12 protein-coding genes are annotated in these 13,939 nt (G+C 41.1%); 2 read left to right on the top strand and 10 right to left on the bottom strand.

The annotated features are described in order from the left end of the window. Positions 1 to 14 precede the first annotated feature (14 nt). The 4 genes from IWX76_RS08340 to IWX76_RS08325 all read right to left on the bottom strand — a co-directional run bounded on the left by IWX76_RS08340 (position 15) and on the right by IWX76_RS08325 (position 5,014). Positions 15 to 1,064: an alpha/beta hydrolase family protein gene (locus IWX76_RS08340; protein WP_196859445.1), complete on the bottom strand. Its 1,050-nt coding sequence runs from the start codon at positions 1,062 to 1,064 to the stop codon at positions 15 to 17. 40 nt (positions 1,065 to 1,104) lie between these two features. Continuing rightward, positions 1,105 to 2,091, bottom strand: a complete 987-nt coding sequence (locus tag IWX76_RS08335; protein ID WP_196859444.1) for an alpha/beta fold hydrolase — start codon at positions 2,089 to 2,091, stop codon at positions 1,105 to 1,107. Positions 2,092 to 2,305: 214 nt separating this feature from the next. Continuing rightward, positions 2,306 to 4,612, bottom strand: a complete 2,307-nt coding sequence (locus tag IWX76_RS08330) for a TonB-dependent receptor (protein ID WP_196859443.1) — start codon at positions 4,610 to 4,612, stop codon at positions 2,306 to 2,308. 60 nt (positions 4,613 to 4,672) lie between these two features. Continuing rightward, entirely contained in the window at positions 4,673 to 5,014 is a 342-nt protein-coding gene (locus IWX76_RS08325; protein ID WP_196859442.1) for a hypothetical protein, read from the bottom strand. A gap of 215 nt (positions 5,015 to 5,229) precedes the next feature. Between IWX76_RS08325 and IWX76_RS08320 the strand changes: the two genes are divergently transcribed. Beyond that, positions 5,230 to 5,625 carry a response regulator transcription factor gene (locus tag IWX76_RS08320; protein ID WP_196859441.1) on the top strand — a complete coding sequence of 132 codons (396 nt, stop codon included), beginning with the start codon at positions 5,230 to 5,232 and terminating at the stop codon, positions 5,623 to 5,625. Here IWX76_RS08320 and ku read toward each other — a convergent pair. The 4 genes from ku to pdhA all read right to left on the bottom strand — a co-directional run bounded on the left by ku (position 5,622) and on the right by pdhA (position 10,617). Further along, entirely contained in the window at positions 5,622 to 6,389 is a 768-nt protein-coding gene (gene ku / locus IWX76_RS08315) for a non-homologous end joining protein Ku (protein WP_196859440.1), read from the bottom strand. The genes IWX76_RS08320 and ku overlap by 4 nt on opposite strands. An 87-nt stretch (positions 6,390 to 6,476) precedes the next feature. Next, positions 6,477 to 7,880, bottom strand: coding sequence for a histidine--tRNA ligase (gene hisS, locus IWX76_RS08310; protein WP_196859439.1), 1,404 nt, complete (start codon positions 7,878 to 7,880; stop codon positions 6,477 to 6,479). A 62-nt stretch (positions 7,881 to 7,942) separates the two neighbouring features. Beyond that, the gene (locus IWX76_RS08305) at positions 7,943 to 9,592 is read right to left on the bottom strand and encodes a 2-oxo acid dehydrogenase subunit E2 (RefSeq protein ID WP_196859438.1); all 1,650 of its coding nucleotides are present in this window, start codon (positions 9,590 to 9,592) and stop codon (positions 7,943 to 7,945) included. Between the two features lie 29 nt (positions 9,593 to 9,621). Beyond that, positions 9,622 to 10,617: a pyruvate dehydrogenase (acetyl-transferring) E1 component subunit alpha gene (pdhA, locus tag IWX76_RS08300; protein WP_196859437.1), complete on the bottom strand. Its 996-nt coding sequence runs from the start codon at positions 10,615 to 10,617 to the stop codon at positions 9,622 to 9,624. Between the two features lie 230 nt (positions 10,618 to 10,847). Here pdhA and IWX76_RS08295 point away from each other — a divergent pair, with 230 nt between their 5' ends. Continuing rightward, positions 10,848 to 11,402: a C40 family peptidase gene (locus IWX76_RS08295; protein WP_196859436.1), complete on the top strand. Its 555-nt coding sequence runs from the start codon at positions 10,848 to 10,850 to the stop codon at positions 11,400 to 11,402. A gap of 58 nt (positions 11,403 to 11,460) precedes the next feature. On the opposite strand, the gene IWX76_RS08290 is transcribed toward IWX76_RS08295, so the two are convergent. Further along, a complete protein-coding gene (locus IWX76_RS08290) occupies positions 11,461 to 11,646 on the bottom strand; it encodes a hypothetical protein (protein ID WP_196859435.1) in 186 nt (61 codons plus the stop codon). Positions 11,647 to 11,755: 109 nt separating this feature from the next. After that, positions 11,756 to 13,873, bottom strand: coding sequence for a carboxy terminal-processing peptidase (locus IWX76_RS08285; RefSeq protein ID WP_334641516.1), 2,118 nt, complete (start codon positions 13,871 to 13,873; stop codon positions 11,756 to 11,758). Positions 13,874 to 13,939 lie beyond the last annotated feature (66 nt).

Genomic DNA, 13,939 nt, shown 5'->3' with positions numbered 1-13,939 from the left:
AATAGATAATTGGCTTATAATATACTGTGGTTTTTAAGGAAGGACATTATAACAGGAATGATGTCTTCGTGAAGCGGTAGCGATGGGTTATTATAAGTGGCAAGGTTCGATAGGCGATCTGATGGTGCTTTTTTCAACACATGATTCATTTCAGGAATAACTTTTAAGGTGGCTCTATGGTTCTTTGCCGCGAGCCGTTTTGCCGCTTCCGCTTGAATTTGTAGATCTGTAGTACCTCCGATCACTAATATTGGGATTTTCAACTTCTCGATCTCTTTACTTTGATCATATTTCATGGTAGAGCTCAGAAATATCTGGGAGGTAGTTGTGAAGATGGGTGCCAGTGTTGCCGATAAGTTCCTGTTTACAATCTTTCCCGCTTTAAGGCTATCTGCCAGTTCAGTATAAATTTTGTAATCCTGCGGGGTAAGCGCTGGCCTTAATTGTTCGCCAATTAATGTAACCATGTCATTTTCATATCCACTAAGTGATATAAATGCTGCAGGCATGGTCATTATGGAGGTCATTAAGCCGATGGCTGCTCCCTCGCTATGGCCTAGAACGATGATGTGCGAAAATCTATCATCAGACGCGAGTTTTGACACCATGAGGTTGGCATCATTAATAAAATCATCTAAAGTTAAGTTTGGGCTTTTTACTGCCCCCATACTTGACCCTACCCCTCGTTTATCATACCGCAGGCAAGCAATTCCGTTTTCTGCTAAACCTTTTGCAAGTAGCAGGAATGAATTTGTTCTAAGGCCCTGCCCCTGGTTCATATTACGGTCTGTAGGTCCGGAGCCCCCAATCATTAACACCACAGGCACTTTCTTTTTGTCTTTAGGTAGGGTAAGTGTCCCATACAATTTACCAATAGAATTGTCTATATAGAAATTATCAGGACTCTCCTTATCCGCTCCGGCTACTGTTTTAGTGGGAACTGCTTTTTGCAAGATACCTGCTATAGAATCTTTCTTCTTAAATTTAACTACAGTGTTATTGGTTTGAGCATTTGCTGAGCTTAGGATAATGGTACAACAGAATAATAGAAATGCTTTCTTCATGTAAAGATTTATGGATTTTTTAAAGATGAATAGTAATAAGTTACAAGGCACCTAATAAAGACACCATAAATTCTGTGGGAATTTCCAGATGAGGAATATGGCCGCAGGCATCAAACTCCACCAACTTGGCCTTTGGTATTTTAGCTACCGTTTGTTTACCCAACACACGGTACTGTCCATACATTTTTTGTTGCTCTAGGGTTAACAGACCTTTTCCTACAATGGTTTTATCGTCTTTACCAATGAATAATACCGTAGGTACCTTGAGATTGGCAAATTCATGTACCACGGGCTGCTCATAGATCATGGTGAAGGTCATAGCGGCAACTTTCGCATAACGTGGGAAATCAGCACTATGCATTACCCCGGCGGCAATACGAACCAGCTCCTCATATTCTGGCCGCCATTGAGTAAAGTAGGAGGATTTATAGTAGTTCCGCACACTTTCAGCTGTTGCTTTTAACTCCGTCTGGTATTGCTGTTCTGTATTTACATAAGGAACAATCTGGCGGTAGTCTTCCAGTCCGATCGGATTTTCGAGTAATAATTTTTCGGTAGCCTCCGGATAAAGTAAGGCATACCGGGTGGCCAACATGCCACCCATAGAATGACCTAAGATATTGGCTTTTTGCACACCTAAGGAGGTTAGCAAAGCTTTATTCCAGGCCGCTAGCTGATGAAAGCTGTAGTGAATAAAAGGTTTGGATGATTTACCGAAACCGATCTGGTCGGGCACTATTACCCTGAAACCTCTTGCAGTTAAGGCTTTGATAACGTTGGTCCAGTAATAACCACCAAAGTTTTTACCATGAAATAACACCACCGTACGACCATTGGGCTTCTCTGTTGGTGCTATATCCATATAAGCCATTCGTAAATCCTGGCCTTCAGTAACAATAGGAAAGTATTTGATAGGGTAAGCGTATTTTACATTTTCCAGGGTGATGGAAAGGGTATCTGTCTGTTGGGCTATGGCAGAAGTGCTTAGTGTAAGAATAGTCAGGATATATAAGTGTAGTCTTCTCAATGTAGATGTGTTTATTAGAGTAACAATAAGGTCTATTGAAAGTTCTAAAGATAAACTATATTATTCCTTTACTTGGCAATTTCGAAGGATGCAGCTTTCGTAACCGCCACGGTTTTAAAAGTCGTGGCGCATTGTTACCAGGTAATTGGGCTTATACCAATGACAAAGGCCGGTCATTTTGAAATGAACCGGCCTTTGCAGATTTTAATATATCTTATTTTAAGTTAAAAGGCATAATTAGCCCAAACGTAATGTTACGCCCCGGGTTATACACTCCGAATGTAGGATCCCCGGCATCCAGTCTTCCTGGCTTATAGCGACTTAAATGATCATAGTATTTTTTGTTCAGCAGGTTTTTACCCGAAACATACAGCGAAATCTCCTGCGTTTTACCAAGTTTCAGGGTGGTGCCTACTGCAGCATTTAACAAGCTATAAGCGCCGGTTGCTGTTTCAAACTCATCTACACGGTTTTGCTTAAAGAAATTGTCTAAACCCAGGGAAAGGTAAGTTTTCTCTGTTCCTGGAATTGAAGGTTCAAAACGAAGTTCATTACGCAAGGCAGCTGCCGGGATAAAAGGCAAAGGCTGATCAGTCGCTTTGTTTGTAGCACGGGTGTAGGAGAAGCTGTTTTCAATATGCAGGAATTCTACCGGGTGCAAGGTAAGTGATGCCTCTAATCCACGCAAAAGCGCATCACGCTGTACAGAACGGTAAACCTGCATCTCGTCGATGGTTTCACCTGTGGTATTATAGAAAATAAAATTGTTGATGTGGTTAACAAAACCACCTATGCTGGCACTCAAAGTGCTCGTCTGGTAATCCAGGGAAGCATCAAACTGATAACTTTGTTCGGCTTTTAAATTGCTGTTACCAATTTCATAACGGAAAGTTCCTTCGTGCACACCATTTGAAGAAAGCTCGGCGATGTTTGGCGCACGGAAAGCAGAACCGGCATTGGCTTTAAAACCCAGCTGTTCGTTAAATTCGTGCGTATAACCTATACCAGCAGAAACGTTGGAGAACTTATTTTTAAAGTTCTGGAATACCATTTCTTCTTCAGCTATATGTTCTTTGCCATCCAGTTGGTGGTAATCGAAACGTGCACCGGCATTGATAGTATTTTTATCCCAGGTTTTTTTAACGTAAACAAAAGCACCATAACTCTGAGAATCAAAATCAGGAATCAGGGCCTCCATACCTTCGGTGTTCAAGCTGTGAATAAATTCAGCTGAAGTACCAATCACGGGTGCCCAGCCATTAACTGGTTTAAAGGAATATTTAAAATCGTAAGTATAGGTATGCATGTTGAGCAGCAATTCTGGCACCTCATCAGCTGCTTCCAATTCCTTACGGTTATTTTTTTGATAGCCCAGGGTGGTTTTTAAGCTCCCAGAGTTAAACAAAATATTACTGTTCATGGCTATTTTAAAGTGGCGTACATCCTGTTTTGGAAAGGCCAAACTGCGGCTGGTCAGCTGGTCATTGGTAAAGGTGTTTTCATCCTCATCCACAAACTGACCGGCAGCATTTACCGCAGGCTCGTAAAAACCTAAATTAGTACGGAAACTCGAAACATCCAGGTGTGCATAACCCCAGTGTTTATTTAAACCCAGCTGTCCGTTGAAACTGGTCTCATTAAAGCCAGAATTAGGCAGATAACCTGTTGGTGTTTTAAAAGAATGTGCATTTTTATACGATCCGCGGGCACGGTAAACAAAACCATTTTCATTACCCTGTAACATCAAGGAGGTACCGGTTAAGCCACTGTTTGTGGCGTAATTACTTAATAACTCACCTTGCAAGGTACCTTCGGGTGCAGGAAGTGCATCAAGCACGTTAATTACCCCGCCCAATGCATCTGAGCCATATAATAAACTTGCCGGACCTCTTAATACCTCTACACGGTCGGCACTATACTGGTCTATTTCCAATCCATGCTCATCGCCCCATTGCTGGCCTTGTTGTTTCACCCCATTATTTAGGGTTAATATCCGGTTACCACTTAAACCACGAATTACGGGCTTAGAAATGCCGTTTCCAGTGGTAATTTGTGAAACACCAGGTACACGTGACAGTGCATCAACCAGGTTGGTCGATGGGTGTGCAAGCAACTCGGCTTTGCTCACCGTACTAATGGATGTACTGTTTTTACGGCTATTGGAACTGGTTGCCGTTCCGGTGATCACCACCTCGCGGCCTTCAATAACACTCTGTTTAAGAGAAAAAGTGTTGGTTTCAATGTTAGAAAAATCGACCATGCGGGTTAATGTTTCATAGCCCATATACCTGATTTGTACCAGAAAGCTGCCCTGACCTGGAATGTTTTTCAGGGTAAACTCGCCATCGGCATTGGTGATGGCAGCCACACGTAAATCGGGAATGGAAATGACAGCGCCAGGTAAACCTTGCTGAGTTTGAGCATCAATCACTTTGCCTTTAAATTGTATGAGTACGGCAGCATTACTGCGTACCGAAAGGAATAGGAATAGCATAGCTATTACCAATTGGAATCGTTTCATGTAAGTGTTTAATAAGAATGGAGAAGTAGCAATACTTCTGTAGCGGACCTCAATAATAAATTAAGCGGTGGCTGCCGGGGGTCCTCTCAATGAGGTATGAACAAGTTCCGTATATGAACTACGCAGAGAAGGGTTAACGATTAGGCATGAGGTGGTACTGATAAACACCTGGAAAGTGGCAGTACTGTTAACAAAATCTTTCACAAAATGTGCCTCACATACCAAACAAGAATCCACATGACTGCTCAGGTGCAGTTCATGGGTGCAGGATTTCTCTACTTCCTGGTGAACCACTACTTCCGGATGATGGTGCAAAGCATTCCATGGCGTTAGTGCAATGGTAAAAACCAGGAGCAATAACACAGATAAACAACGGCTGATATGTTTGTTTTTCGAATACAACAGGGCAAAATTAATCAAATTATAAGAATAACATCCTTTTGTTACCTAACATATCCTTTACATTGCCCAATCCATACGCTAAATTGTTAACTTAACATTGTTATGACAGCGTATAGATAATAACAGAAAAAATGCATTAATCTTGTTTATGGGATTAATAAAAATTGATAAACATTATTTAACTTTGAATATTGTAACGCTTAAATTAAATCACATTGGCTAAAGGATCGAACTTATATAAGAATATATTGGTAATTGAAGATAATCATGCCATTTTAGACGTGATTACCCTGATTTTGCAAAGTGAATCATATAAGGTAACCGGATTGCAGAAGAGTGCTGATATGTTAAAACATATCGATGACGTTAAACCTGATTTAATTATTCTGGACATTATGTTACCAGATGGTGATGGTCGTACCCTTCTGGAGGAATTACGTGGGGCAGAACACACCATGGATATACCAGTTCTCATGATTTCTGCCCGTTATACAGAACAAAACATTCAACATGGGGCTTATAAACCTAATGGCTTTTTAGCTAAACCTTTCGATATAGATGAATTGCTTGACCGTATAGAAGGTATTCTGGCTGGTAATACCTACTGTTAAGCGCCTTTACCACCAAGGCTTTGCAGCAATTGATCATACAGGTCATCACTTGTTGCAGCTCTTGGTTTAAGCTTTTTAACCGTTGCTCTTTTACCCTTAGCCTTCGCTTTAATAATCTTTAATAGCTCCTTGGTATACTCGTCTTTAAAGCTTTCGATATTAAATGGCGAGGAATATTGCTTAATTAAAGCCATCCCCACATCAAGCTCCTTTTTACTGATGCTGCTCAGGGCAGGCACCTTAACATCCTCAGCGCTGCGAATTTCTTCCTGAAATCGAATCTTAGTCACGGTAATCACCTCACCTAAAGGATGAATCACACACATATTCTCCGTGTTGCGCAAGACAAAACGGGCCACACCTGCTTTTTTAGATTGGATCAAAGCCTTTAACAAAAGCGCATAAGCCTTCTTACCCTGTGTTTCAGGCTCGGCATAATAAGAAGTCTCATAATAAATGGGATTGATTTCCTTGATGTCGACGAAATTTTCCAATTCAATCATTTTAGTTTTCTCCGGACTAGCATCCGAGAAATCCTGATCATCAAGGATTACGTAGTTGTCGTTAAGCATATAACCCTTTACGATTTTATCGTAAGACACTTCCTTACGGGTACTTTCATTTATCCGCTGAAATTTAATGCGGGAATGATCTTTTGCATCAAGCATATCCAAGTCCAGGTTGCTCTTCTGCACAGCAGAATATAGTTTAACCGGAATATTTACTAAACCAAAACCGATAGATCCTTTCCAAATTGCTCTCATAGCCAACGATAAATTGTCTAAGCTAAACACAAGGAATTGCCTGTTTGTTTTGATTTAGCACAGGACTACGGTTGCGCGCTGCAATACTTAGGACTGGTTTTCTTCAATGAAGGTTTGTAAACGGATCAGGATAGCTGCAAGTGGTAGTTTTTCTTGTGTGCCTGATTGCATATCTTTAAGGGTAAGCAGTCCGCTTTGCATTTCATCACTGCCAATGAGGATCACAAAAGGAATGTTCTTAGCATCAGCATAACCCATCTGTTTTTTCAGCTTGGCTGCCGCAGGGTAAAGCTCTGCAGCTATACCAGCCTCACGCAGTTGCTGTAAAAGTGGCAAGGCATATTTTTCGGCTTCCTGATCAAAATTACTAAACAATACTTTAGTGCCGGCAACAGCCGAATCCGGAAAAAGATCTAACTCTTCTAGCACGTCATAAATGCGATCGGCACCAAAGGAGATCCCCACGCCAGTAAGGCCTTTTAAGCCGAACATCCCGGTCAGGTCATCATAACGGCCACCTCCACCAATGCTGCCCATTGCAGCTTCGTTGGTTTTTACTTCAAATATACAGCCTGTATAATAGTTTAAGCCCCTGGCCAGGGTAATATCCAGCTCCAACTTCATGGCTGTAGGTAGCGTGCCACACAGGGCTTCTATATAGTTAAAAACGCGCTCTATTTCTTCAATACCTTTTAATCCAATGACAGAATTAGCCAGTACTTCTTTCAAACGGGATAACTTCTGATCATTTGTGCCTTCCAATAAAATAACGGGTTTTAAGACCTCAATATCTGCAGCTGTAAAACCACGTTCCAGCAGTTCTTTGGTAACTCCTTCAAAACCTATTTTATCAAGTTTATCAATGGCCACGGTCATGTCGATGATCAATTCTGGTTTACCTATAATTTCGGCGATGCCAGAAAGGATTTTACGATTGTTAATTTTAATGGTAAAATCAGTCAATCCTAAGTTTTGCAGCGCTTCCTGATAAATTAAGGTGAACTCTGCTTCGTTCAACAGGCTGTCTGAACCTACTACGTCAACGTCACACTGATAAAACTCGCGGTAACGGCCTTTTTGTGGCCTGTCGGCACGCCATACCGGCTGCACCTGGAAACGTTTAAAGGGAAGGGCTATGTCATTCTGGTGCATCACCACATAACGCGCAAAGGGAACCGTTAGGTCGTATCGCAAAGCCTTTTCACTCAAAGACGACGTTGCCGCATTTGAGTTGCGGTTATTTAGTAAATCAGCGTCTACTTTAGCCAGGTAGTCGCCGCTGTTAAGGATTTTAAAAATCAACTTATCGCCTTCATCCCCGTATTTACCAGTTAGGGTAGATAGGTTTTCCATGGATGGTGTCTGTATCTCGGCATAACCATATTTACGGAACACAGTTTTAATGGTGTCGTAAATAAAGTTTCTTTTGATCATTTCCTGTGGAGAGAAGTCGCGGGTTCCTTTTACTAAAGATGGTTTGATGATAGACATAGCGGCAAAAGTACAAAAAGTAACAGGCATAAAAAAAGCTGCCTAGGCAGCTTTTCTATTTTTTAAACTAATAACCTCACAGGTTCTTCTAGAAGCGCCTTCAGCGTTTGAAGGAAAGCAGAACCGGTTGCCCCGTCTACCACGCGGTGATCGCAACTCAACGTTACTTTCATTACGTTTCCTGGAACTACAGCACCATTTTTAACTACTGGTACTTGCGAAATTCCGCCAATGGCTAAAATACAAGCATCAGGTGGGTTAATAATCGCTGTAAATTCATCTATACCAAACATACCCAGGTTAGAGATGGTAAAGGTTGAACCTTCCCAATCTGCTGGTTGTAATTTTTTAGCTTTTGCACGTTGTGCGAAATCTTTCACTTCTGCAGAGATGTGTGACAATGATTTTCCATCAGCAAAACGTACCACAGGAACCAATAATCCATCTTCTACAGCCACAGCCACACCAATGTTAACATGCTCATTGTAGCGTATTTTATCGCCTAACCATGATGAGTTTACATTTGGATGTTGTTTCAAAGCAATAGCAACTGCTTTTAACACCATGTCATTGAATGATATTTTAACCGGTGCATACTCATTGATTTTTCCACGGGCAGCAATTGCGCCATCCATATCAATGCTCATGGTTAAGTAGAAATGCGGTGCAGTAAACAAGCTTTCCGATAAACGTTTGGCAATAACCTTACGCATTTGGGTAACTGGTTTCTCTGTGAATTTCTCTTCGCCAATGAATTGAGGAATGGTAACACCTGGTTTCTCTGCTGCTGCTGCTGGTGCAGACGCCGAAGCGGCTGGAGCTGCTGCTGCAGGTTTGAAGTTTTCTATATCTTTTTTGATGATGCGACCACCATCGGCACTACCTGCAACTTGTGCAAGGTCGATACCTTTTTCTTTTGCAATTCTTTTAGCTAAAGGAGAGGCTTTAACACGTCCGCCATCAGCAGTAACAGCTTCTTTTTGTTCTGCTGCAACTGGCGCTGCTGCTTCAGGTGTAGCTGCCGCTTCTGTTTTACCAGCTGCTGCAGGTGCATCACCCTGGCTTAAGATACCGCTGATGTCAGTTCCTTCCGGACCAACAATAGCAATAATGCCGTTAACTTTAGCAGCCTGGCCTTTTTCAACACCTATATGTAATAAAGTACCCGCTGCATAACCCATTACTTCCATAGTTGCCTTATCGGTTTCTACATCAGCAAGGATATCATCGTCTTTAACCTGGTCACCTACTTTTTTGTGCCATTCTGCAATAACACCTTCCGTCATGGTATCGCTTAACAAAGGCATGCGAACCACGGTAACACCCATTTTCTCCAGATCAGCTTCTGACAATGCCGGCGCCGAAGCGGCTGCATCATTTTTTGTTTCTGGTGTTGGAGCAGCAGTTTTATCTGCTTCGGCTGCTGGTGCAGCCGGAGCGCTTTCTGCTTCTAATAAAGCTTTATAATCTTCGCCTTCTTTACCTACAACGGCAATTACAGCATCGATTGGAACAGCTTTACCTTCTTCAACGCCAATGTACAATACTGTAGCATCCCAATATGATTCCAAATCCATGGTCGCCTTGTCGGTTTCCACTTCGGCCATTACATCGCCGCTTTTAATTTTATCGCCAACTTTAACATGCCACTTTGCCATCACCCCTTCGGTCATGGTATCGCTCATTTTGGGCATTCTAACTACTTCAGCCATTCTATAATATCAATGATAAACGGTAAATATTAATCTAGTACGTAAGGGTAATTCTCCTGAACATATACATCAGTATATAATTCTGATGCTTCTGGCCATGGAGATTCTTCAGCAAATTTCACAGAATCGTCAACGATCTGTTTCACTTTAGCTTCAATTTCCTCAATCCAGGCCTGGTCAGCATAATTCTCTTTCAAGATAACTTCCCGCACCAATTCAATAGGATCTTTTGCTTTGTACTCTTCTAACTCATCTTTAGTACGGTATTTTGCCGGATCCGACATCGAATGACCGCGGTAACGATAAGTACGCATTTCTAAGAAGGTTGGTCCTTCTCCGTTACGTGCACGCTGTGCAGCTTCATCCATTGCATTGTGAACCGCAACTGGATCCATACCATCTACTGGCGCACATGGCATGTCGAAACCTAAACCGATTTTATATATGTCAGTCATGTTGGTGGTACGCTCTACAGAGGTTCCCATGGCATAACCATTATTTTCACAAACAAATATTACTGGAAGTTTCCAAAGCATTGCCATATTGAATGCTTCGTTTAAAGCACCCTGACGAACAGCTCCATCACCCATGTAACATACGTTCAGATTTTTAGTTCCTTTATATTTTTCTGCAAATGCAATACCTGCACCTAAAGGAATCTGTCCACCAACGATACCATGTCCGCCGTAAAAATTAAATTCTTTACTGAACATGTGCATAGATCCACCTTTACCTTTTGAGCAACCAGTAGCCTTACCGTACATTTCTGCCATAATGCTATTTGCACTAACGCCTTTCGCTAAAGCATGGGCATGGTCGCGGTAAGCAGTAATCATGGAATCTTCAGGTTGTAAAGCAGAAATTGCTCCGGCTACAACAGCCTCCTGACCAATATATAGGTGACAAAAACCACGGATTTTTTGTTGTCCGTATAATTGCCCAGTTTTCTCTTCGAATTTGCGCATTAGCAACATCGACTCAAACCACTTCAAATAGGTATCTTTATTAATTTCTACTGCACTCATTTTGGGTGTTGATTTTTTTACGAGAGCAAATCTACTTTATTATTGTAACATATCGAAGAAATTGAATGTAAAATACACATAGGCACGAGCCTAAATGTTAATAACTTTAAGAAATGTTAAGATTACATTTGGATAGCATTTTGAAATTCCATAGTTTTGGAAAGATGACAATAAGCCCATAAGGGTGTAAGTTTAAGTGCAAGTGCTTTTTACCCAAACTTAATACCAACATGATAAAGAAATTTTTGTTTTCTTCGCTAGTTGTGCTCTGTGGATCTACCGCAGCATTCGCACAATCAAAAGATAAAGAAACCAACAAATTAGCTGATCCTGATAATTTAGCTTCCCAATATTTTTCCCAGGTAATGGGTGTTGCCATGGATGCAACTTCAAACATTAAACTCTACAAATTCATTTATGAATGGATAGGGACACCTTACCGATTTGGAGGTAATTCAGAGAAAGGCATTGATTGTTCTGCTTTTACTAAGACAATTTATGATAAGGTGTTTAACACTACCATCTTAAGAAACTCCAGAGATATCTTTAGCATGGTTAATCCTTTACCAAAGGACGAATTGAAAGAGGGAGACCTGGTCTTCTTTAAAATAAAGAGCAGAAGCATTACTCATATCGGCATCTATTTAGGCGATAACCGCTTTGCCCATGCGTCCTCTTCCAGAGGTGTAGTGATCAGCAACCTTAACGAACCTTATTACTCCCGTTATTTTTATAAAGGCGGCCGTATTCTTGATGGCGTGAAAAGCGATCTGATTCAAGAGTAGCCCTAGTTAACTTATTATAAATCCTCCTAATTGCTTAGGAGGATTTTTTTTTGAGTAATTATGCCTCGTCCTTAGTATTTCTAACTAAGCCGATACCAGAGATAAAAAAGATGATCCCGATAATAGCTACAACGATCAACTCACGCATTTGTATGCTGTGGTTAACGAAACCTATACCGGCCCAGATTAATCCGATGATACCTAAAATTGTTAAGATTGTTCCGAAAGTACGTTTTACATTCATAAGTTTTTGATGATTATGTTTGCATAAATACAATATCTGTGCCGGGATATAAACAGGAAGGGCTGCTGTAAATGAATACAGCAGCCCTTCCTTATGGATTGAAGTTGATTTACTTGATCTGCATCAAGTCCACCATCACTTTTAAACTCTCATCTTCAACAAAATCAAAGCGCTCTTCTTTGGTGCTTTTATCGCCTTTTTTCAAAGGTGTTAAGCCGCGCAAAGCCCTTAATTGATTTGTTCTTGCTAAAGACTTTGCTTCCAGACTATCTCTTTCCGCTTTTAGCTTGGCCATATTTAAACTCACCGAAACTTCTTTTTCACGCTTTTTCATCTCCTGGATATCTTCCTGAAGCATTTTATACTCTTCTGATTTTTCCATGCGCTGGTCATGCAGTTCTTTTAATTTCTCTTTAGTTGCAGTCAAATCCGTTACCGGAAGGAATGTCGATTTTCTGATCACATCCCAAGGCAAGGCAGAAGGCTCTGTGTCCTCTCCTATTTTATCCATTGGATAAACAGAAGGGAAAACAATATCAGGCATCACCCCTTTATGCTGTGTGCTACTACCATTAACACGGTAAAATTTAGCCATGGTCAGGTTAATTAATCCTAACTGCGGCATTTCTGGTTGTGAGCCGCCAGCTACAACTGCTCCATCTTTGTTAACTAAAGCAGCCAGTCGTTGCAATATAGAGCGGTTAACCAGGCTGTTCAGGTCTATAGATGACTGCACTGTACCTTTTCCATAGGTTTGAGTACCGAATACCATACCACGACCATAATCCTGAATGGCACCGGCAAAGATTTCAGATGCCGAAGCACTCAATCGATCTACCATTACACCAAATGGACCATCCCAGGCCACACCCGCTTCTGTATCTTCATCTACCTCAATGCCACCTCTTAAGTCTTTAACCTGCACTATAGGTCCTTTATCTATAAATAAGCCTGTCAGGCTGATCGCTTCTAACAAAGATCCACCGCCATTAGCTCTCAGATCCATCATCACCGCGTCAACCTTGTCTATATTCTTTAAGGTATCTAACAATAGCTTCACGTCACGGGTAGTACTTTTATAATTTGGATCGCCAGCTTTTGCCGCTTTAAAATCAGCATAGAAAGCCGGAACTTTTATTATCCCTATTTTGTAGTCCTTTCCGTTTGACTTAATTGTCTTCACCTCTTTTTGAGCAGACTGCTCTTCCATAACGATTTTTTCCCTTACCAGTTCAATGATGACTGGTTTAGCAGACATTTCCTGGCCTGAAGGAATGATTTTCAAGCGAACCTTAGTACCTTTTGGGCCTTTAATTTTAGCTACAGAATTTTCTAATCTCCATCCAATTACATCTTCAAACTCGCCATCGCCCTGCGCAACACCAATAATACGGTCGCCAGCGCTAAGGGTTTTACTTCTAAAAGCTGGGCCGCCAGGAATAATCTCACTGATTTTAATTACTTCATTGTCCAATTGTAACCTTGCACCGATGCCTTCGAAAGAACGGGCCATGTCTTCGGCAAATGCCTGCGCATTAGATGGATTAAAATAGCTGGTATGGGGATCTATAGTTTCGGTAAAGGCATCCATGATGGATTGAAACACATCCTGATTATTGATTTTACCAACTTGAGATTTTAAATTAGTATATCTTTTAGTTAAAGTTTCTATGTTCTTATCTTCCTCAGTACCGGCAATTTTAAGGTTAACAAGTTCATATTTTACTCTTTTCTTCCATATATCCTGAAGCTCGACTGCTGAGTTTGCCCAAGGCATTTTTTCCCGGTCGAACACATAAGTTTCATCCCTGGTAAAATCATACTTTTGCTTCACCTGTGAGATGGAGTAGCTGATCCAATCGTTATAGCGCTTCAAATAAACGTTAAATATGAAAAATGGCGCACTCAGGTCACCATTTCTGAAATCATCATCCAGCGTGTTTCTGTATTTTTCAAATGCCTTTATATCAGCACTCAGGAAATAATTTTTGGAGGGGTCAAGCGACTCGATATAGGCATCAAATACCAATGATGAAATAGAATCATTCAGCTTCAATTTCTTGTAGTTGTAATTCTCAATCAGCGCAACCACCTCTCTCGCTACCAAACTTTGTTGCTCAGCCGGTTTTATATTAGGTATTCCTTCCACCACAGGCTGTTGTTTTGGTGAGGCCTGACAGGCCAACACAGCAGCGGTAAAAGTTACCAGTAGAATTCTTTTCAACATTTGCTTAAATAATTTAAAATCCATTTTTTTATCAACAACCAATATGATACCAATTTCTGAAATAAC

It is taken from the genome of Pedobacter sp. CAN_A7 (assembly GCF_015752175.1).
Classification (GTDB): Bacteria; Bacteroidota; Bacteroidia; order Sphingobacteriales; family Sphingobacteriaceae; genus Pedobacter.
Note: the sequence above shows the minus strand (reverse complement) of the source record. Positions and strands in the feature narration are given on the sequence as shown.

What these genes read in the sequence shown, in the direction of transcription:
- IWX76_RS08340 (WP_196859445.1), bottom strand. Translation starts at nt 1,064, where the DNA reads ATGAAGAAAGCATTTCTATTATTCTGTTGTACCATTATCCTAAGCTCA.
- IWX76_RS08295 (WP_196859436.1), top strand. Translation starts at nt 10,848, where the DNA reads ATGATAAAGAAATTTTTGTTTTCTTCGCTAGTTGTGCTCTGTGGATCT.
- IWX76_RS08305 (WP_196859438.1), bottom strand. Translation starts at nt 9,592, where the DNA reads ATGGCTGAAGTAGTTAGAATGCCCAAAATGAGCGATACCATGACCGAA.
- IWX76_RS08330 (WP_196859443.1), bottom strand. Translation starts at nt 4,612, where the DNA reads ATGAAACGATTCCAATTGGTAATAGCTATGCTATTCCTATTCCTTTCG.
- IWX76_RS08285 (WP_334641516.1), bottom strand. Translation starts at nt 13,873, where the DNA reads ATGTTGAAAAGAATTCTACTGGTAACTTTTACCGCTGCTGTGTTGGCC.
- ku (WP_196859440.1), bottom strand. Translation starts at nt 6,389, where the DNA reads ATGAGAGCAATTTGGAAAGGATCTATCGGTTTTGGTTTAGTAAATATT.
- pdhA (WP_196859437.1), bottom strand. Translation starts at nt 10,617, where the DNA reads ATGAGTGCAGTAGAAATTAATAAAGATACCTATTTGAAGTGGTTTGAG.
- IWX76_RS08290 (WP_196859435.1), bottom strand. Translation starts at nt 11,646, where the DNA reads ATGAATGTAAAACGTACTTTCGGAACAATCTTAACAATTTTAGGTATC.
- hisS (WP_196859439.1), bottom strand. Translation starts at nt 7,880, where the DNA reads ATGTCTATCATCAAACCATCTTTAGTAAAAGGAACCCGCGACTTCTCT.